The sequence below is a fragment of the uncultured Dysgonomonas sp. genome, from assembly GCF_900079725.1.
In the GTDB taxonomy this organism is placed as follows: Bacteria; Bacteroidota; Bacteroidia; order Bacteroidales; family Dysgonomonadaceae; genus Dysgonomonas.
In genome coordinates this window covers 2,881,764-2,900,383 of the sequence record NZ_LT599032.1, presented here as the reverse complement: position 1 = coordinate 2,900,383, position 18,620 = coordinate 2,881,764, and the positions used below count along the sequence as shown (strand labels likewise).

The window sequence follows — 18,620 nt, the reverse complement described above, 5'->3', positions numbered from 1 at the left end:
TATTAAGTCTATGATTTTTATTACTTTTGTTTATTATAAAAATCGTCCAAATTCATAGAATATGAGCATTGTCATAAACAGAATAAAATATAAGTTCGACAATACCCCATCGAAAATGTATTTTTCTAAAAAATCTGAATTACCATTCTATACAAAATGTAAAATACTTAAAGATAGAATGTCGACTAATATAGATTTCGAGGCTTTAATAAAATGGTTGAAAGAAGAGTCTATTGATGATGATGAATATTTATATTTTGATTTTGTAGACCCTAATTATGAGAATCAGTTTGAATGTGTTTGTATCGATTATTATAAACCAAAATTGATTCGTAGCATCATATTCCATTATTTTGAGGAAAAAGGTTTTATCATTGATCCAAATCCTAAAGTTGACGATTTAAGTATTTATAAATTCGTAAGAAATTATAACCAAGTCTGGGATATCTATCAGCGATTTGATCTAAATATAAAAAATAAAAGAAATGAATTATCTATAAGCTTAGGGAGTAGCTTTACCTTAATAAGTAAAGATAAGATATCGTATAAGTCTACATATGGAACAGTTAAGTATCTTAGTGGCGAAAGCAATAGAATAATAAAAAAAACTTTGCTAGAAATAGGAGGTTCTTATCGATTGATTGCAAATTTTCAGATTAAGTCAGAGTTTGGTATCTCCAACCCTACTCAAAGACCGACATTTAAACAAAAGCACGAAACCATTACTCTTTTATTCAATGATCATATTAAAAATATAAACCAAAAAGGATTGAATTTTATTTCTACTGGTTTAATGAATGTAGATATTCGTGATATTTATAAAGTGAATATGTATGAGAATAAATTATTATTCAAGAACGATAAAACGGATATTAATCCAATAACAGGAATGAGAGACTTTGGTATTTATAAACCTAGTCCTAAAGCCTTAGATAATAAGTTCATATTTGTATATGAAAATAGGGATGATGCAAATAATCTATTCAAATATCTTAAAAATGGACATAAAAACTTTCCGGGTCTAGAACGTTATGTTGGAATTCCTGTAACTTTATCAGATATTAAATTTCATTATAGCAATATTATTAATATTGAGAGTGAATACAAAGATTTTGAGAATCGAGAATTAAATCAGGATTCTTATGATAATCTATTTGCAATTATAATAGGCCAGTTCGATAAAAATAATTCAGATGAAGAAAAAACTAACGCCTACTACGAAATAAAAAATGCATTATTAAAGAAAGGCATTCCTTCTCAATTTATTAATCAAGAACATATAAGACAAGCAAACTCGTTTAACTATCATTTGCCGAATATTGCAATCGGTATATTAGCTAAATTAGAGGGCATTCCATGGCGATTGAAAAATAATACGAATCAAGATCTAGTCATAGGGTTTAATCAGGTCCAATTAGGAAATAGTAGATACATTGGAAGTTCTGTGTTTTTTACGAATGAGGGATTCTTAAAAGGAACACATGCTTATCCCACCAGTGATTCAGAAACAGAACTGATAGGGCATCTTCGTAATTCTATCGAAAAGTATATATTGGAACAAGGGGAGATTCGGAGATTGATTATTCACTATTATAAACCTAATAGCGAACGAGAAACAAGAAATATTGAGCAATTATTATACAATGAGCTTAAATTAAATATACCGTATGCCATCGTTGAAGTTAATGATTCTAAAACTCAGGCTGATATTTGTTTTGACTCTGAATATAATATGGGAATGCCAGAAAGTGGAACATATGTAAAGGTTGGAAGAAATGAATATTTGTTATTTAATAATTTAAGATATGAAAAGAAACCTTTAAATATGGTTACGGATGAACTGCCGATAAAAGTAAAAATTCATTTTGCTGATGCTAATGGGTTTTCTCACAATGAATTAATTGGGCAAATTTATGAATTCTCCAGATTAATATGGAAAGGGTTAAAGCAAAGGAGCCAGCCTGCTACAACGATTTATGCAAAACTAATAGCAGAGTTCTCCAGCCATTTTGCTGGAAATATTCCTAATAATTACATTGTAAACAATACCCCTTGGTTTATATAAGATATGGATATTAAAAATGCTTTTGATAAAAGCTTATTTCTTCTTGGAGCAGGGGCTTCTTATGATGCAGGCTGTAAAATGTCAGGAGGAATGCTAGATGAAATCAAGACAGAGATTGTCAGTGATTCCGAAGATATATTTGACATAACTCAAAAAGAAGCTCTTAAATTCTTATTATCTTGTTTAGAATATCATAATCAATGGAGAAGTTTTAATACAAATAATCAATTTAAATTCTTTGCTAATATTGAGGAACTAGCATTGCTAATAAGAAGGATAAAAAATAGAGAAAATTTTTTACCCTATCCTATAACTGGTAATTGGGCTGACAAATTAGTACTACTTGAAACTGAATATAAAAGCAAATATCCAAACATGAAAAGCACCTTATTTGAATCTTTGGATCAAATAATAAAACAAAGACTGGTGCCTAAATGGTTAGATATTAAAGATACATCCTTTCTTGATCCATTAAAAACTCTATTTGAGAATTATGCTAATTTGAATTTTGAGATGGATCTCTTTTCTTTAAATTATGACCTTGTTTTTGAGGAATATTTTTCGAAATATAATATGTCTCCATGGAAAGGTTTTAACAACAATGAATGGAGGGGTATGGAATGGCAAGATACTCAGGATGTATATGGCAAAATTAAGCTATATAAATTACATGGCTCTTTAGATTGGGTTCGTTTAGAGACTGGCGAAGTAAAAATCTATAATCTTTGTTCGGATTTAGAAAAAGCGGTGTTAGATATTAATCATAAACCTTATATAATATTTGGACTTGGGACTAAGACTTTTTCAGTAGATCCTTTCTTTAGTTTAATTCATAGTTTTAAAAAGAAGCTCATAGAGAAAGACTATATTTTTGTAATAGGATATAGTTTTTTTGACCCATACATTAATAATTTACTGATTGAAGCTGCAAATCAGGGAAACGGAACAAAAAAAATAATAATCGTTAATCCTCGATTTGGGCCTGACAATGTAAAAGATTTAGTGGATAGAGGAGAATCTGCTGATAAATTGTTGATCGATTATATTGAAGCTATACAACGTAATCCATTCTATAGCGAACTTCCAGAGTTTAATATTAATCACATAAATGGAGAAAATGTAATTTTTCATATAGAACAAGGCATGAAAGATTTTCTTATTAAATTTTTCTCTAACAAAGGTGAGTATTTTTTGAGTTATATCAATGATTTTGAAAATGAGAAGAAAAGAAATGATCCATTTTAGCTCGACCATATATACATTATCTTGGTGAAATAATAGGTAAAATTACCATCGATATAATTTAATCGAAGGTATTGCCATAGTAATTCAGATAATATTTAGACCTTTGTAAACTATTCTATATCAATATTTGCTGTGAATTTATAACTAACCGATACTCCATAAGATATAATTTGTTGATAATGATCACGATTCTCTTATTTAAGAAGGTTTCTGTATCGAGAACTAAGTTAAAATAGTTTTTCAAACCTAATAAGCAATAGGGTGGAAGTCTTTAAACTAGTGATTAGAGAAATATGGACTAGTTCATTAGATCTTAATTTGCGGATGTGGAATATATCTATCCGTCAACAAACGGCTTTTTGCTTCTTTTTCTCCGCATGAACCTCTGCAAATAGCTCATGGAATAAGAAGCGGCGGAAATTTCTCTCCGCCATCAAGTTTTTGATTTATGTTTCAGTTCTTCCAATTGTCGGAGCATAAATGTGTAGTTTTCTCCAACAGTATGCCCCGAATCCATTATAAACGGGCTACTTCGACACAATTTGCATTGCCTGATAGCTGTATTTAGATCTGTTACCCCAATGGATTTACCTGTAATATCCTTAATTTTCATTGTCTTTTACCTCAGATTTAAATATATACCAACTATCACTATAATTCTTCCCAATGAGATTGAAAGCTCCTGCCAGATTGCTACTTTGAGCAAATTTCTTGGCTTCCAAAATAGATTTAAACTCTCCCAATTTTCGGAAGCCAATGAACAATGTGTAGATGTTTTCTTTTATCATGCTGCTAATCTGTTCTCTATGAGTGATATATTTTGCTCTACAAGTTTGATTATCCTTTCGTGGTGCTTTGTGTTCTTGTTGCATACCCCTCTCGATTGAATGACTTTCAGTTGAGAGATGGATACTTCGATTGTTTCGATTCGTTTGCCATCAATGCAGGCGGAAAGTATCAGCGAATCGGCTTTTGAGTGATAGCCTGCTACGCAGTGGTGCATAGCTTGTCCTTCCGCTATAATTTCTGCTACGCTCTCCAACACACGAATACTGATAGTACCATCCGAAAATACAAGTCCAAAGAATCTTGCTTTAGCGTCTCTGTATTCGGCTTCTTTTGCAAGCTGTTTTTCGATTTCTGCTTGTGCATCGGCTTTGGCTCTCTTGATGACATATCGGTCGTGTTCTACTTTGAGATTGGTCGGACAAACATATTTTGCATTGTGCAGATCTTTCCCAAAGAGTCGGAGCATATCTATATAGTCGCACCAAAGAACTGCATTTGTAATTTTATATTTATTTCTGATAGCAATTTTGATAGACTGCCAATAATTGTCGATGTTCTTCCAACCCATATTCATTATGCGTTCCAATAGTTTGGTATATCCTGCTTTGATGAGTGTTTCAGCTCTGCTGTCACTCAATAAGGTGCGAAATAAGTCTAACGGGGTCTGTCCGTACAATGCTTTCTTATAGCCGGTTCTTTTCAATTCGGGTATAAGTTTTTGACGTGGGTATATTTCGCCCATGCTTCCTATCTTGTCATAGACATTTATGTAAAACTTATTGTTGCTGTTCTCGTTCCTTAATTCCAATGGAGTATGAAATATCCATGAATCAATACAACATGTTCCCATCGTTTGGCGAAGTTTGGCAAAAGTGCAATGTTTCCCATCGTAAGCAATCCAACGTTGCATCACTTCCGAATAGCTGAGTTTTGTCGGTTCTCCTATTTTGGATTTATAGCTTAACATGATGGTTCGTATCACTTGATAACCTTTGTGTGCCGTAATGATGTTCATATAATAACTATCATCGAATGTTCGTTTTTTCGTGGTCTTGGCTATTAATTTTGATTGGCAATTCGGACACTCACAACCCAAAAGCGTGTTGGCTAATTCTCCCATCCCTTGCCATGTGTGACCACACTTGGTACAGGTAACGATTCCTTTTTCAGTTCTGCGTCCAACATATTGGATAGCGTGGTCATATCCCCATTGGATTTGCGCTTTAGTCAGTTTAGGCAAACTTTTACTTGCTTCTACTACTTGTTTTTGGAGTTTATTCTTTGGTTTCATAGGTCGATATTTTAAAAGTTAAATAGACTTGGTTGGAGATTTAATGTTACTCTTTTAGCCTTCTTAGTTGGCTGTGTTATTTTTCGATAGGCTTCGTCTTGTACCTTTTGCATAGCATCTTGACGTGCCTGTTCTTTTTCTTCGGCTGTTAATACTACTACATGATTAACTGCTACCTGTGCATTGTGCGTCGGTTGACCTATCTCGATGTTATCTTCATCATAGAAATGTACCGCCATGCCGAATATCTCATCATCGTGAAAACCATTGCAACCGCTTTTTTGCACTTGGTTTAGGATATAAGTAACACAGTCCTCTAACTTCTTTTCGGGCAGGGAGTAGCGGAAAGAAAAAAGTAAATCTATCTCGGCACGTTTGTCTAAATATGCTTTTATCGTATTTTGAAAATGGTTTGTTGCTTTCATAATTTGGGGTATTTGGGGGCAGGATTACCGCCCTTTATTGTTATTTTACTTCGATTATTTTATCAATTCTGCCATATATCATGGCTCGTAAACTTGTTTTATCTACTGCTTTATACTCTTGGTATGAGCCGTATTGCTTCACGATATAGGTTTTCAGTATCTCGGAGAAGTCAAAACGGTAACCACTTAACGGTATGGCATTTTTGAAATAGCTGTTGCGATTTACATTTTCAGTTATCCAGTTTCTTTCTTCCCTGCTCAACTTCTCTTCAGCGTTTACTTTCTCTCTAAGTTGATACACTTTAGAGCCTTTCAAAGCGTCTAATTCGGGAACATCCCATTTTACAAATTTGGTAGCTATTATTGTTGTTATCATATTCTTGAGGATTTGTGGAGGATTGCTCCTTTAAATAGTTTCACCTTCTTGTGTAATTATATGCTCTTTAGGTATATTTATTCCATAGTTTTGAGCATCCATTTTTAATGATAGTACTACTTGGGGGTAGTTGGTATCAATCCAATCAAATTCGTCTACAAAATTGTATCTGTCATCTATTCCCATTGCCGTCTCATTGGTCACTAAAACACCTTTAGGGATTGTTATTTTGCCATAATTTCTGAAATCGACGGTTACAGAATTGGCTGTTACTTTTCTATTCTTTTTCATTGTATCTTATATTTTGCATTTATACTTTTTACTTACAATGATTCAATCTAGTCCGAAATAGTATGCTAAGCGTTGCTCCTGCGATTTTGAAAATATCCATCCTGCCAACCTTTTTCCGTTAAAAGTCAGTCGGTTGTTAAATTTTCCTCCCATTGCTTTGAGTTCGTCTTTGATGGCTCTTGTTTCTCCGAATATGGCAACGGCTTTGGCTGAATACTCTACTACCGTGCAACCGTTCTTGCTTGTGCCGTTCTTGTCACTTGGGGGCGTTGGTGGTGTATCATCATTCTTCTTGATGCGGATGTTATCTTCACACCCTGCGGTATAGGCAAACTCCTTTATCATACTCTCACGGCTGTACATGGATACTTTTTCTATTATCCATCCGCTATATTTGCTTTCGCCTAAATAGTACCCTGCACCCATAGAGTATTTCTCCCGATGTTCATAATCTGCATTGTACTCCGCTAAATAGGCTGTTTCTTGGAAGTTGGATGCGTGTTTCCGCATTTCGGAAAAGATGTCTCTTTTGTGAGTAGAAAAGCCTAAAATGACAGTCCGTGTCGTTCTTGATGCGAAATAATCGGTTTGACTGTCGCTCTCGTCTTGTTTCAGCCGTGCCACGATAACGCCCAAAGCATTTTCGGGAAGTATCTCGGCAAAACGTTTGCTCCCGATTGCTTTGACCTCCTCCATCCGTATGCGTTCTTTTTCTTCCTCGTCTGCTTCTGCTGTGGCTTTGGCTTGTGCTTCTTGGAGTAATATTGCTACTTCAAAGCTGTCCATAAATTGAGGGTTATCGCTGTCGTAATAGAACCCAATGCCAAACTTTTCTTTTAATGGGCGAATGATGTCAGCAGTATGAAAATCTTTTGTGGTTAGGTTTATCAATTTGTATGTGATACCCCATTGATTTTTTGTAATGTCGTACACTACATATCTGTGATAGCTATACCCCTCCATTTGGATGACTTGATTGATTTCTACCACTTGCACTGCTCTGTCTATTTCCTTGTTTGCACCTAATAAAAATACTTTGCTCATAATTCTAAATTTTAAAGGATTATAAATAAGTCAGCATGAGATAAATAAGAGTGATTACAGCACCCAACATCAGCAGGCACGAAAGAATACCCCGAATCACATCATAGAAGAGATACAAGCCCACCAAAGCCCAAATAAACCCAGTTCCCCATAAGGAGTACCCCACGATAATTAAGACTATTTTCAAAACCCAACCTATGCTAATTGGAAGGTAGGTGGTTCGCTGTTTCCTATTTTTTTCTGCCGTTTGTTTCATAATTTCTGACCTTTTTTTTAACGCTATGCCGTATCGGAGCCGGTGAGGAGTATTCGAGTTTCAGAAGCTTAAAAAAGGGTAGTGTTTAGCTGTGCAAGGTTTTGAGGAATAAATACGCTCGCCCGAATAGATACAGAGAAGGGAAAGAGGAAGATTTTTCGCCAAACCCTTTAGGGCTTGACCTTGCTGTCAGCGTGAAGAACACGGAAATACCTTTGCGACTGAAATCGAATACTCATTAGGCTCTGATGTCATTTCGCTTAAAGGGGAAGAAATTATGAAACAGGTAGAAAAAATCCCGTTTACTCTTTCGTGAAGCTATAGAAAGAGTCCAAAATGTGAAACACTGTAAGTATTCGATCTAATTCATCTTTTAAGATAATTTTCATGGTTGTAAAAACCTTTATCCGCATTCAAAGCCAGGACACCATTGTGGCGAAGGAGCAACGACAGGACAAAGGCTAGTCCGCTAGGCGCAAGGATACGTGTACCTAGTCAGAAAAGATGATCGAAATAATAATTTTATACAGATGCTTTTATTCCCTAATATTTTAGCTTTATTAGGCTGCTCGTGGAGTTAATATATACAATTGACTTATCCCTCGTGTTACGTTCTTTACTGATATACTATTCCGGAATAGTTCGCTTTTGTCGTAGTACTTACGGCAATAATGCTGGGTGACTTTTCGGTACTATCATATCTATTTCGACAAAACACAAATTCTCATTATCGAAGTTAGGGCATGTCACTTCTTTAAAATACTTTTATATGGGTCTAGCATTTGGCTGGTATTCTTTATTGAATAGTGATACTCAATGATAGGTTTATATACATTGAGGTCGTGGTGGTCTGGATGGTAGTTTGCGAATTTTGGTCTATGCCTATTCAATTATTATCTACCCAGAAGCACCATTTTTTCGTATGATACGAAAGATGCTAAAGGGTGAAATATCCGTGAAGCTGGGCGCATTCGTGGATGATATGCTAGACGAAAAGGATGCCGATTAAAGCATCCTTTTCTCACTTAGTATATTTTAGTACTTGATCGCCAAAATTTATTTTTTCATGCATATCTATAGCTAAATTTTTCATTTCTATATCACTGATATCAAACTCTATGTTGTTCGATATTAAGGTTATATAGTCTCCTATAGATAAAACTTCGTCCTGCTTATGATAACTAGCTATAACTAGGCACAACCTTTTGATATCATGTATGTTATTTATACCTTGAAAGTCATAATGTTGCAAACCTTTTATAAAATGAATAAGATTCTCCTGTAATTTCTCGTCCATAAGTACTGCTTTTAGTGGTTGTTGAATATTCACAAATGTATGTAAAAATACGACCTACCCCAAATTACGTAACTTAAATTTACAGGACGTACGACTGAAATCCTTTAGAGCTATAAACAACATCGCTACTATGCATTAATATCCAACGGGAAAGTCTATACTTCGTTATCGTATTATCTATTATTAAGTGCCTTCTAGTAAGATTCCATACTTAACAAGTTCTGTTAATATACTTCTACTACCACCTCGTAGTCGTCTGTTTCGTACATCTTTTGTGTTATCAAAATCCTGAAAACAGACTAGAATTCTACGTTTTTTAGTATCGTCGTTTCTCCCTAGATAGTTTCGTTGCAGACTGATACCCTTAGCTACCTCTAAAATTAAAATACTCTTTTAAGCATAGACAAGTACAGACTAAAGCTACCAGCCTGTAAATTAATTACATGTACTATAACTTAATGACTTATATTTGCTCTCCCCGTAATCATAGTATGAACAAAAAAGTAAATTACTATGGAGATAATATATATTGAAGCCCGAACATTCGAGGCAATGATGATGCAGTTTGAGCTATTCGCTCATAAAGTGAATAAGCTATGTGAGAGACATACCAGTAAAGGACTTGAAGATTGGTTAGATAATCAGGATGTGTGCCAGATGCTTAATATATCTAAGTGCACCCTTCAAGGTTATCGTGATAATGGTATGTTGCCCTATACCAAGATTAGCCGGAAACTCTATTATAGAGTCAAAGATGTAAGAAAACTTATTCACGAATTAGAATTGTAACAAAATGGATAATGACATTTTAACGAAGCGGAACGAACGAGTAAAGAAGTTTTTTACTTTGCTCGACAAGATGTTGGATAGGATTGAAATTGTCCTGACCTCTAACAAGCCATCGCTCTTCGGAGAACGATTTTTGACTGATACAGAGATGTCCAAAAAGTTAAAAATAAGTAGAAGAACATTACAACTCTATCGTACAGAAGGTAAAATTCCTTATTTTCAATTTGGAGGTAAAACGCTGTATAGGGAATCCGATATTCAGAAGATATTGGATAGAAACTATGTTCAAGAACTGAAATAATGCTCTGCATACAAGCAGAGAATATAGATCAAGCTTCGAATAAATCTTGAAGAAAATATTTTTTCATCGTTTTAAGAAGTTACTGACATACAGTTGTCATATCTATATAATATCTTTGTTTTACAGATAAATTATTTAAAACTAAAATGAGAAAACTATTTTTATCATCGTCATTCAAGGATGTGGCTGATATGTTTATGAACTTTGTACAGGAAGACCTGGAAGGGAAGACTATAACTTTTATACCAACAGCCAGTATCCCTGAAAAAGTTAAATTCTATGTAGGCTCGGCTAAAAAGGCTTTTCAGAAAATGGGGCTAATTGTCGATGAGCTAGAGTTGACCCAAGCAACAACTTCGGAAATAGTCAGCAAGTTACAGCAGAATGATTATATTTATATATCAGGAGGAAATACTTTCTTTTTGTTAGAAGAACTAAGAAAGACTGGTGCAGATAAAATAATAATTGAGCAAATAGATCTTGGGAAATTATATATTGGAGAGTCTGCCGGCTCTATGATTGTTTCTCCCAATATAGAGTATGTGAAAGAAATGGATGACCATAAAGTAGTTCCTAATTTGGGTACGTATTCAGCCTTAAATGTAATTGACTTCTATCCGATACCTCATCACACCAACTTCCCTTTTGCAAAGGCTGTTGAAAAAATGATATCAAAATACAGTTCTGAACTAGACTTATACCCGATAAGCAATTCTCAGGCAATATTAGTTAATGGAAATGATGTGAGAGTAGAAAGTAAATGATAAATAAACCAGGCTTCGGTATAAACCCGAAGCCTGGTTTGATAACTTATGACGTTCAGTTCAGTATTAGTTGAGCATTGCATTTTGCATCGATAATAGAGGCATTGTTACTACTTCCAGTTTGATAGATTTATCAATGATCCGTTTACGAAAAATATTCGTTTTGACTGATTGCACCCGAAAAGCGATAGCGATTATCATATCCAAACCGTAATAATCAGAGACGATCTTTGCTCCTTCGACTGTTCCACTCATCGACTGATCCCCTGTACAAATGCCCAATGCTTCAACAGAACGAATATTCTTCTTTGCTGTTTGATAGAAGATTTCAAAAAGTTCAGCAATCTCTACAATACTCATTTTTACATTTCTTGGAATATGTACAGTTCCGTTATCGCTGATTTTTATTTTTGTATCTTTCATAACTCTATGGGTTGAGGTGTTTTATTACTAATTGCTTTTCTTCGTTCCATTAGTTTGTCCATATCTTCCGATATCTTATCGTCAGTCACTTTCGAGTAAATTTGTGTACTCGAAATATTGGTATGTCCCATCATTTTGCTAATGCTCTCAATCGGAATACCAGCCGAGAGCATAAGTGTTCCGAACGAATGTCGGCTCATATGGTAGCTGAGATTCTCCTTGATGCCTAAAGCAAAGCCTATCTCATGAACTTCAAACCAAACCTGATCCCGACTCGGTAATGGGAAAATAGGAGCGGTATTGTCAGTTGTATTGTAAAGCATCAAGATTTGTTCTGCTATCGGATGCAATGGAATAAATGCTTCAACCTTTGTTTTAGTTCTGATGCTTCGGATATATAATCTACCTTCCGCTGTTTTACCAATATTTTGAGGATAAAGGTTATGCACATCAACAAAAGCAAGTCCGGTAAATACTGAAAAGATAAACGCTCTGCGAGCCAGCTCTTGCCGTTCATAGGGCATTGGGGTCTCCATGATCTTTTTCAACTCATTTCGGGTAATATGCCGTAATTTAGGAGGTAATTTCTTCTCATACTCCACATCTTCAATTGGACTACTTCTTAATACTTCCTGATCGACAGCAATATAAACCAGCCTGTTTAGCCAGCATAGACAATGATTCACATGGGTTGTCGCATAGCCTAAATCCTTTTTCAAAAAGCTTTTGAACAATTCCCCAAACTCTTCCGTAATATCAGAAAAGGCAATATCATCCATCCCCCGTGAAAGAACAAAATCACGCAGATTGCTCTGGGTTGTTTTTGATTGTCGGTAGGTGGATGTTGAATTAATCTCCAGTGAGCGTTTTCTTAGTCGTTCACGCTCCACTTCACCTGCCTGTAAAAGAGAGGAGGATACAGTATTTACTCCTAAAATTATATTTTTGAGTAATTCTGCACTGATAACACCTTGTTCTTTAAGTGTCTCTTCATAGGTCTGTTCGATACGTTCCCGAAGTTTATCCAACTTATGATTGGTCGCTCCATCCCGCACTTTTCCTTTTTTGCTGTTCCAATCGTTCGGCTCACAATAGATCCCTGTTGCCAGAACTGTCTGCTTATTATCAACTGTAATGCGGCACAGAATAGGAGTAGTGCCGTCGGATTTTATTTTACTGCGGTTGATATAGAATAATATTTTAAATGTACTTCGCATGATCATTAATGTTATAGGGTTAATACTAAATCTTTTGTTGTTTCAACATACCTATCCATATCCTCAAAGAGTTTCTTAGGAGTCACACGGGCATAGATTTGAGTTGTTTTTATGTCGCTGTGACCGAGCATCTTCGACACCGTTTCGATAGGTACGCCTGCTTCGAGCGTAATCAGACTGGCAAACGAATGACGGCTCATGTGGTAGTGGAGACACCCTTTTACATCTGCAAGAATCCGTATGCCTTGCATATTTCTTTTAATCGTACCGTTGTGTATCATTGGAAAAAGAGTCTCCCTGCTATCATCCCGATACTTTTCAATCAGAGCAATGGATTCTGGTAACAATTTAATACGGGCAAGTTGGCCGTTTTTGCCCCGCTTGTATTTGAGCCACCATGCTCCATCATCATCCGTTGAAAGATCATCTTTGGTTACAGACACCGTATCTATGTAAGCAGTCCCGGTATAGCAGGAAAACAGAAACATATCACGTGTGATAATATGAGATCGGCGACGTTCGGGAATTTCTAAATCCCGAATTTTTTCAAAATCTTCCCGACTGAGGGTTTTAGGGGTACTTTCTTTTTGTTTAGGTAGCTTGTAATAAGCAAAATAGTTTTTATCCGAGTTACCCTCTTTGAAAGCTATCTTGCAAACTTTCTTTAGGATTGCCAGATAGTGTCGTAAGGTATCAAGTGCAAGTCCTTTATCCTCCAATACAAAAGATTGGAAGTCTCGGATAAACTGTTCGCTTAACTGACCGAAAGCCAGATCGGAAGCATTAAACTTTTCCTTGATAAATTCGGCTACAACTCGTTTGGTATAGAGATGATTGGGAAGTGTTCTTGGGGAACGATCAACGCCAATACGTTCTTTAACGCTTTCGATATGTTTATCGAATTGTTGTAGCAAGGTCGTTTGTGCGGACATTGCTCCTTGAAATAAGTTCTTGATGGCTTGGGCATCGAAGGGTTGTTTACGATCAATGAGCGTGTCGTAGGCTTCATTGATGGAAAGCATCAACTTATCCAACTGGGCGTTGGTCGTTATGGCTTCTTTACTTTTTCCATTCAAACGACTTTCACGCGGGTTCCATAGAGAAAATGTACAGGAAAGTTTACAACTGAATTGTACCATCGACTTGCCGACAGTAATACGTCCCATAATCGGTGTTTTACCCGATTTGTCAGGACTACTCTTTTTGAGGTAGAGCAATACCTTGAATTTTTCTGTTTTCATACACTTATATTTTTATTGTCCTTTGCCGTTGTTTTGCAACGGCAAAGTTACTGGTTATATAAGTGCTCTTTAGTGCGTAATTATAAGCAAATCAGAATATAAGAAGTCTGTTTATCCGCATCTTGTTACCTGTTTTCATTTGGTAACTGAGTGGTTAACGACTTAGTAACTGAAGTATGTCTAAGATTTGCTTAGATTCAAATTTTACAAACTTCCTAAATCTAAGCAAATTGGCTAATTTCAAGCCTGTTACCTATTGAAGTATTGCGATTTGCATATATGCCTTTTCTTGTGTTTTTTTCACACAGGGCGCCACTCATTTGCAAGTCTGATTACGCTCGAAGAGGGAGTACCTATTGAAACAATCAGCAAAATGCTAGGACACGGTAATATTCAGATGACACAGGTTTATGCCCGTGTCACTCCCAAGAAGCTATTTGAAGACATGGATAAGCTTATTGAAGCAACCTCTGATTTCAAATTAGTTCTTTAATTATAAACCCAATAAATAAAAATAATCATGCGTAGTACATTCAAAATATTATTCTATATCAACAAAAACAAAGTAAGGGCAGACGGAACGACAGCGATTCTTTGTCGAATCAGTATCGATGGAAAACCGATTGTTGTTACAACCAGTATCTACTGTCAAGCAGAAAATTGGGATGCTAAAAAAGGAGGTATCAAAAACGAGCGAATCAGTAATCAATTGAAAGCCTTTCGCCAACGGATAGAACACACCTACGAGCATATTTTGGGAGAGCAGGGAGCTATCAGTAGTGAGCTTTTGAAAAATACCATAGTTGGTATAAATTCCATTCCGACTTCTTTACTTGAAGCAGGGAAAGTGGAATTAGAACGTTTACGGCTTCGTTCGATAGAGATAGACTCAAGGTCAAGTTATAGAGAGTCCAGACTTATGCAAGGAAATCTGCAAGAATATATCTATTCCAAAGGGATGAAAGATATCGCCTTTGCAGCTATAAGAGAAGAGTTCGCAGAATCATTCAAGCTATATCTGAGAACAGTACATGATCGAAAGAATTCGTATATAAACCGAGCTTTAACTTGGCTGAACCGACTTATTTATATTGCTATTGACCAAGAAGTATTGAGAAGTAATCCATTGGAAGATGTGAGATACGAAAAGAAAGATCCTCCCAAGCATCGGCATATAAACAAATCCGATTTGAAATGTATTATGGAGAACCCAATGCCGGATGAACGTTTGGAGTTAGTGCGTAGGGCTTTTATTTTTTCGTCACTGACGGGGCTTGCCTATGTGGATATGCATCGCCTTTATCCTCAGCATATAGGAAAAACGGCAGCAGGCAGGCTCTATATCCGAAAGCGTAGGGTAAAAACCAATGTAGAGGCATTCATCCCCCTTCATCCAATAGCCGAGCAGATACTAATGCTTTACAATACCACTGATGATAGCAGTCCTGTATTCCCTTTACCTATTCGAGATAAGATCTGGTATGACATTAATCAAATCGGGATTACTACGGGATTGAAAGAGAATTTGTCGTACCATTGCTCTCGCCACAGTTTCGGAACTCTGGCGATTTCAGCAGGATTATCCATTGAGAGTGTAGCCAAAATGATGGGGCACGCTAACATTAGCACTACACAAGTGTATGCCCAAATCACAGAACAGAAAATATCGAAGGATATGGATAAACTTATGAAACGAAGAAAAATAATGCAAAACAAAGAAAATCAAATTGTTTAATTATGAGTCAAACAAAAATAACAATCTCCGATAATGGAAATATAACTATTCCAAGCGAAACCAGCATGACTATTGCCGAGATAGCCGAACTATTTGGTATTTTCCTTCAAACTGTAAAAAGAGAGGTTCGTACTATTGAAAAATCGGGTATTGCAAGTGGTGATGATTCATCATCTTGCATAGTTGATGGAAAGAATATCTATCCTTCTTATTATGGATTGGATATGGTCATAGCTACTGCTTTTAGGGTGCAGTCCTTCAAAGCGGATGTATTTCGCAAGTGGGTAATCAAAAAGACAGCCAGAAACAGCGTAACAACGACTCTCATATTGCCAATGCAGAATGCGGTGCTGAACTAAAAAAGATTCCCCGAAATCATTTGATTTCGGGGAATTTGATTAAACATTGTAAGATAAATAGCTTTAGAATTATTCCCATTCCTCACAATAATTTTTTTCCAATATTTTCTGTATATCGGACTCCCGATACAGAGATTTTCCTCCAAATCTAAAATATGGGATTCTTCCTTCGCTTCGGTATTGTTGTAATGTCCGTCGGCTTACCTTTAATCGTTCCGAAACTTGTACATCAGTCAGAAATCGCTCTCCGTTCAATGTCGGCTTATAGTTTGTCAATATATTTTCCAGTTTGACCAACACCTTGTCGAGTGAACCTAGCAATGTTTTTATCCGCTCATTGCCTCTTGTTATAACCTCGCTGTTCATTTTTTTGCTTTTTTAAGTTCGCAATAAGTTTCTCCACATCTTTTGGTTTGTAATATACCTTTCGGTCTATCTGGGTGTATGCCAACTTACCCGTATCTCGCAAGGTCTGCAATGCACGGGGGCTTATATCCAAAATTAAGCATACATCCTGATTATCCAGCCACTCATTCAATTCTTTACCTATATGCCTTTCACATAACTGGTCTACCTTTCGAACAAATCCTTCAAAACCTTGCATCAGTGCTTCGAATGTTTGGGCTTCAATATACATTATCTCCATAGTAATTTTCTTTTTTGTTTATACTATGATTACGGGGGTAGCAAATATAAGTCATTAAAAAATAGCACACATCATTAATCTACAGACTGGTAGCTTTAGGCTGTACTTGTCTATACCTAAAACAGAATTTTGAGTTTTCTCGATCAGCAAAATATAACTTTGTCATTTAAACTATGGGAAAACTGCTATTAGAGAAATTTTCTATCTTTACAAAAAAACAATATTATGGCTATGAATAAATTTGATAGAGAATATCGCTATCATCATATGGGTATCCCTACTACCGAGGTACGCCCCAATGAAAAATTCAGTGAAGCTTTTGGGATGTACACATCAGATGTAGAAGGCGATTTCAGAATACAATATCACCGTTTCACAGATGATAGTCCCTTACATCCTTTAATAAAAAGTTTGCCTCATGTAGCTATACAAGTAGATAATTTGAAAGAGGCTACAGATGGTTACGAGATTCTACTAGGTCCTTACGAACCTATTCCAAACTATCGTGTAGCCATTATCAATAATGGAGGAGTACCCGTAGAATTAATTGAAACCTCCTTAACTCCGTCTGAATTATGGGGTAGATCCAAAAGTCAAAAAGACTTGGATACAAGTAAATTATAAAAAGATAGTGTTCTATTTTGGAGTTAGTCAAACATATTTCAACTTCTACAGATGGATATTATACAATAAAGCAAGATAGGTGAATTACATTCTTTATTTTTTGAATAATTTAGCCTGATGGATTCAAAAGAACTTAGTAAACAGGAATATACAGCACGGATTAATCGTGTGATGGATTATATTGGACAAAATATTGAACAGCAGATCGATTTGGCGGTCATGGCTCAAGTAGCTTCGTTTTCGCCTTATCACTTTCATAGAATATTTACAGCAATGGTAGGCGAAACCCCTAATAATTTTGTTTCACGTATCAGGCTAGAAAAAGCCGCTCAACTACTCACCGACAACCTGAAATCTACTGTTAGTGATATTGCTTTTCAATGTGGTTTTATCAATGCTTCTTCATTCAGTAGAGCATTCAAAACTTATTTTGGATTAACGACCAAGGAATTTAGAGAACAGGAGAAAGCAATATATACAAAGAATGGTGTCAGATATAGCAAGAATTGCAAAGCAGTAAGCAAGATCGGCAAACATCCACAACAAGTAAATGATCAATTTTGCAGTGTCGAATTTAATCAAATAATTATTATGAACACGAAAATTGAAATTAAACAAATGCCCGAATTGAATCTGATCTACTGTCGTCACATGGGTGCATTTAACATGATTGGACAGGCATACGAAAAACTTTTCCGTTGGGCAGTCCCTCGTGGACTTGTGACACCGGAAACCAAAACGGTAACAGTCTATCGTGACGATCCATCAATTACAGCCATCGAGAAAGTACGTCAAGATGCCAGTATTATTGTCAAAGAGGATGTTAAAGTAGAGGGTGAGATTGGCAAATCTACTATCCCTTCTGGAAAGTATGCAGTTGGTCACTTTGAAATTAAAGAAACCGAGTTTGAGGAAGCATGGAACACCATGTGCTCTTGGTTAACAGAGAGTGGCTATCAGCCGGCAGATAATCCTACTTACGAATATTATCACAATAACTACAGCGAAGATATCGAACATAGATTTATTGTTGATATCTGTATTCCCGTGAAACCTTTGTAATATCCCATTTTCTTAATTTATAAGCCTGTGTCTAAAGATGCAGGCTTTTCTGCATCTATAATATTAAGGTTATACTCTTTAGATAGCTTCAAGAAAGAGTAAACAAGATTTTTTCTACCTGTTTCATAATTTCTTCCCCATTAAGCGAAATGACATCAGAGCCTAATGAGTTTTCGATTTCAGTCGCAAAGGTATTTCCGTGTTTTTCACGCTGCCGCAAGGTCAAGCCCTAAAGGGTTTGTCGAAAAATCTTCCTCTTTCCCTTCTTTGGTTCTATCCGGGCGAGCGTATTTATTCGTCAAAACCTTGCACAGCTAAACACTATCCTTTTTTAAGCTTCTGAAACTCGAATACTCCTCACCGGCTCCGATACGGCATAG

General features: G+C 36.0%; 22 protein-coding genes and 1 pseudogene. 10 read left to right on the top strand and 13 right to left on the bottom strand.

Annotation, left to right across the window (positions count from 1 at the left end; all coding sequences use genetic code 11):
- Window positions 1-115 precede the first annotated feature (115 nt).
- Both QZL88_RS12135 and QZL88_RS12130 read left to right on the top strand, forming a co-directional pair.
- The gene (locus tag QZL88_RS12135; RefSeq protein ID WP_296941476.1) at window positions 116-2,065 is read left to right on the top strand and encodes a Piwi domain-containing protein; all 1,950 of its coding nucleotides are present in this window, start codon (window positions 116-118) and stop codon (window positions 2,063-2,065) included.
- Window positions 2,066-2,068: 3 nt separating this feature from the next.
- On the top strand, window positions 2,069-3,310 hold the full coding sequence (locus QZL88_RS12130; RefSeq protein ID WP_296941474.1) for an SIR2 family protein: 1,242 nt from the start codon (window positions 2,069-2,071) through the stop codon (window positions 3,308-3,310).
- 433 nt (window positions 3,311-3,743) lie between these two features.
- Here the strand turns inward: QZL88_RS12130 and QZL88_RS12125 are convergent, their stop codons facing one another.
- The 8 genes from QZL88_RS12125 to QZL88_RS12090 form a co-directional block, all read right to left on the bottom strand.
- Window positions 3,744-3,923, bottom strand: coding sequence for an NADH-quinone oxidoreductase subunit F (locus tag QZL88_RS12125; protein ID WP_296941472.1), 180 nt, complete (start codon window positions 3,921-3,923; stop codon window positions 3,744-3,746).
- A gap of 171 nt (window positions 3,924-4,094) precedes the next feature.
- Entirely contained in the window at window positions 4,095-5,390 is a 1,296-nt protein-coding gene (locus tag QZL88_RS12120; protein WP_296941470.1) for a PcfJ domain-containing protein, read from the bottom strand.
- An 11-nt stretch (window positions 5,391-5,401) separates the two neighbouring features.
- A complete protein-coding gene (locus tag QZL88_RS12115) occupies window positions 5,402-5,815 on the bottom strand; it encodes a PcfK-like family protein (protein ID WP_296941468.1) in 414 nt (137 codons plus the stop codon).
- Between the two features lie 40 nt (window positions 5,816-5,855).
- Complete coding sequence (locus tag QZL88_RS12110; protein ID WP_296945075.1) at window positions 5,856-6,188, bottom strand: molybdenum ABC transporter ATP-binding protein; 333 nt, start codon at window positions 6,186-6,188, stop codon at window positions 5,856-5,858.
- A gap of 33 nt (window positions 6,189-6,221) precedes the next feature.
- Window positions 6,222-6,482 (bottom strand): hypothetical protein, encoded by a 261-nt coding sequence (locus tag QZL88_RS12105; RefSeq protein ID WP_296941466.1) that lies wholly within the window; start codon window positions 6,480-6,482, stop codon window positions 6,222-6,224.
- 42 nt (window positions 6,483-6,524) lie between these two features.
- Entirely contained in the window at window positions 6,525-7,526 is a 1,002-nt protein-coding gene (locus QZL88_RS12100) for a fusion protein (protein WP_296941464.1), read from the bottom strand.
- Between the two features lie 19 nt (window positions 7,527-7,545).
- Complete coding sequence (locus tag QZL88_RS12095) at window positions 7,546-7,782, bottom strand: hypothetical protein (protein WP_296941462.1); 237 nt, start codon at window positions 7,780-7,782, stop codon at window positions 7,546-7,548.
- Window positions 7,783-8,803: 1,021 nt separating this feature from the next.
- Entirely contained in the window at window positions 8,804-9,079 is a 276-nt protein-coding gene (locus QZL88_RS12090; protein ID WP_296941460.1) for a hypothetical protein, read from the bottom strand.
- A 513-nt stretch (window positions 9,080-9,592) separates the two neighbouring features.
- Here QZL88_RS12090 and QZL88_RS12085 point away from each other — a divergent pair.
- From QZL88_RS12085 to QZL88_RS12075, 3 genes are all read left to right on the top strand, one after another.
- A complete protein-coding gene (locus QZL88_RS12085; protein ID WP_296941458.1) occupies window positions 9,593-9,868 on the top strand; it encodes a helix-turn-helix domain-containing protein in 276 nt (91 codons plus the stop codon).
- 4 nt (window positions 9,869-9,872) lie between these two features.
- Window positions 9,873-10,169 carry a helix-turn-helix domain-containing protein gene (locus tag QZL88_RS12080; RefSeq protein ID WP_296941456.1) on the top strand — a complete coding sequence of 99 codons (297 nt, stop codon included), beginning with the start codon at window positions 9,873-9,875 and terminating at the stop codon, window positions 10,167-10,169.
- Between the two features lie 146 nt (window positions 10,170-10,315).
- Window positions 10,316-10,933, top strand: a complete 618-nt coding sequence (locus tag QZL88_RS12075) for a Type 1 glutamine amidotransferase-like domain-containing protein (protein WP_296941454.1) — start codon at window positions 10,316-10,318, stop codon at window positions 10,931-10,933.
- Window positions 10,934-10,999: 66 nt separating this feature from the next.
- On the opposite strand, the gene QZL88_RS12070 is transcribed toward QZL88_RS12075, so the two are convergent.
- The 3 genes from QZL88_RS12070 to QZL88_RS12060 are packed head-to-tail and all read right to left on the bottom strand — an operon-like array spanning window position 11,000 to window position 13,814.
- Window positions 11,000-11,356, bottom strand: a complete 357-nt coding sequence (locus QZL88_RS12070) for a hypothetical protein (protein ID WP_296941452.1) — start codon at window positions 11,354-11,356, stop codon at window positions 11,000-11,002.
- Window positions 11,353-12,573, bottom strand: coding sequence for a site-specific integrase (locus tag QZL88_RS12065; protein WP_296941450.1), 1,221 nt, complete (start codon window positions 12,571-12,573; stop codon window positions 11,353-11,355). Before QZL88_RS12065 ends, QZL88_RS12070 begins: the two co-directional genes overlap by 4 nt.
- Window positions 12,574-12,584: 11 nt before the next feature.
- Window positions 12,585-13,814 (bottom strand): site-specific integrase, encoded by a 1,230-nt coding sequence (locus QZL88_RS12060; RefSeq protein WP_296941448.1) that lies wholly within the window; start codon window positions 13,812-13,814, stop codon window positions 12,585-12,587.
- A 298-nt stretch (window positions 13,815-14,112) separates the two neighbouring features.
- On the opposite strand from QZL88_RS12060, the pseudogene QZL88_RS12055 reads away from it, so the two are divergent.
- From QZL88_RS12055 to QZL88_RS12045, 3 genes and pseudogenes are all read left to right on the top strand, one after another.
- Window positions 14,113-14,307, top strand: a pseudogene (locus tag QZL88_RS12055) (tyrosine-type recombinase/integrase); the annotation flags it as partial.
- Between the two features lie 27 nt (window positions 14,308-14,334).
- Entirely contained in the window at window positions 14,335-15,549 is a 1,215-nt protein-coding gene (locus QZL88_RS12050) for a site-specific integrase (RefSeq protein ID WP_296941446.1), read from the top strand.
- A 2-nt stretch (window positions 15,550-15,551) separates the two neighbouring features.
- Window positions 15,552-15,908, top strand: coding sequence for a hypothetical protein (locus QZL88_RS12045; RefSeq protein ID WP_296941444.1), 357 nt, complete (start codon window positions 15,552-15,554; stop codon window positions 15,906-15,908).
- Between the two features lie 69 nt (window positions 15,909-15,977).
- Here QZL88_RS12045 and QZL88_RS12040 read toward each other — a convergent pair whose 3' ends face one another.
- Both QZL88_RS12040 and QZL88_RS12035 read right to left on the bottom strand, forming a co-directional pair.
- Entirely contained in the window at window positions 15,978-16,274 is a 297-nt protein-coding gene (locus QZL88_RS12040; RefSeq protein ID WP_296941442.1) for a helix-turn-helix domain-containing protein, read from the bottom strand.
- Entirely contained in the window at window positions 16,243-16,554 is a 312-nt protein-coding gene (locus QZL88_RS12035; protein ID WP_296941440.1) for a helix-turn-helix domain-containing protein, read from the bottom strand. The genes QZL88_RS12040 and QZL88_RS12035 overlap by 32 nt, the downstream gene beginning before the upstream one ends.
- Window positions 16,555-16,779: 225 nt before the next feature.
- On the opposite strand from QZL88_RS12035, the gene QZL88_RS12030 reads away from it, so the two are divergent.
- Window positions 16,780-17,178, top strand: a complete 399-nt coding sequence (locus QZL88_RS12030) for a hypothetical protein (protein ID WP_296941438.1) — start codon at window positions 16,780-16,782, stop codon at window positions 17,176-17,178.
- 117 nt (window positions 17,179-17,295) lie between these two features.
- Window positions 17,296-18,240, top strand: a complete 945-nt coding sequence (locus tag QZL88_RS12025) for a GyrI-like domain-containing protein (protein ID WP_296941436.1) — start codon at window positions 17,296-17,298, stop codon at window positions 18,238-18,240.
- The last annotated feature ends 380 nt before the right edge of the window (window positions 18,241-18,620 follow it).

Excerpts from the sequence above, each read along its gene's own strand:
- QZL88_RS12135 (WP_296941476.1), top strand. The coding sequence starts at position 116 with ATGTATTTTTCTAAAAAATCTGAATTACCATTCTATACAAAATGTAAA.
- QZL88_RS12130 (WP_296941474.1), top strand. The coding sequence starts at position 2,069 with ATGGATATTAAAAATGCTTTTGATAAAAGCTTATTTCTTCTTGGAGCA.
- QZL88_RS12125 (WP_296941472.1), bottom strand. The coding sequence starts at position 3,923 with ATGAAAATTAAGGATATTACAGGTAAATCCATTGGGGTAACAGATCTA.
- QZL88_RS12120 (WP_296941470.1), bottom strand. The coding sequence starts at position 5,390 with ATGAAACCAAAGAATAAACTCCAAAAACAAGTAGTAGAAGCAAGTAAA.
- QZL88_RS12115 (WP_296941468.1), bottom strand. The coding sequence starts at position 5,815 with ATGAAAGCAACAAACCATTTTCAAAATACGATAAAAGCATATTTAGAC.
- QZL88_RS12105 (WP_296941466.1), bottom strand. The coding sequence starts at position 6,482 with ATGAAAAAGAATAGAAAAGTAACAGCCAATTCTGTAACCGTCGATTTC.
- QZL88_RS12100 (WP_296941464.1), bottom strand. The coding sequence starts at position 7,526 with ATGAGCAAAGTATTTTTATTAGGTGCAAACAAGGAAATAGACAGAGCA.
- QZL88_RS12095 (WP_296941462.1), bottom strand. The coding sequence starts at position 7,782 with ATGAAACAAACGGCAGAAAAAAATAGGAAACAGCGAACCACCTACCTT.
- QZL88_RS12090 (WP_296941460.1), bottom strand. The coding sequence starts at position 9,079 with ATGGACGAGAAATTACAGGAGAATCTTATTCATTTTATAAAAGGTTTG.
- QZL88_RS12085 (WP_296941458.1), top strand. The coding sequence starts at position 9,593 with ATGGAGATAATATATATTGAAGCCCGAACATTCGAGGCAATGATGATG.
- QZL88_RS12080 (WP_296941456.1), top strand. The coding sequence starts at position 9,873 with ATGGATAATGACATTTTAACGAAGCGGAACGAACGAGTAAAGAAGTTT.
- QZL88_RS12075 (WP_296941454.1), top strand. The coding sequence starts at position 10,316 with ATGAGAAAACTATTTTTATCATCGTCATTCAAGGATGTGGCTGATATG.
- QZL88_RS12070 (WP_296941452.1), bottom strand. The coding sequence starts at position 11,356 with ATGAAAGATACAAAAATAAAAATCAGCGATAACGGAACTGTACATATT.
- QZL88_RS12065 (WP_296941450.1), bottom strand. The coding sequence starts at position 12,573 with ATGCGAAGTACATTTAAAATATTATTCTATATCAACCGCAGTAAAATA.
- QZL88_RS12060 (WP_296941448.1), bottom strand. The coding sequence starts at position 13,814 with ATGAAAACAGAAAAATTCAAGGTATTGCTCTACCTCAAAAAGAGTAGT.
- QZL88_RS12050 (WP_296941446.1), top strand. The coding sequence starts at position 14,335 with ATGCGTAGTACATTCAAAATATTATTCTATATCAACAAAAACAAAGTA.
- QZL88_RS12045 (WP_296941444.1), top strand. The coding sequence starts at position 15,552 with ATGAGTCAAACAAAAATAACAATCTCCGATAATGGAAATATAACTATT.
- QZL88_RS12040 (WP_296941442.1), bottom strand. The coding sequence starts at position 16,274 with ATGAACAGCGAGGTTATAACAAGAGGCAATGAGCGGATAAAAACATTG.
- QZL88_RS12035 (WP_296941440.1), bottom strand. The coding sequence starts at position 16,554 with ATGGAGATAATGTATATTGAAGCCCAAACATTCGAAGCACTGATGCAA.
- QZL88_RS12030 (WP_296941438.1), top strand. The coding sequence starts at position 16,780 with ATGGCTATGAATAAATTTGATAGAGAATATCGCTATCATCATATGGGT.
- QZL88_RS12025 (WP_296941436.1), top strand. The coding sequence starts at position 17,296 with ATGGATTCAAAAGAACTTAGTAAACAGGAATATACAGCACGGATTAAT.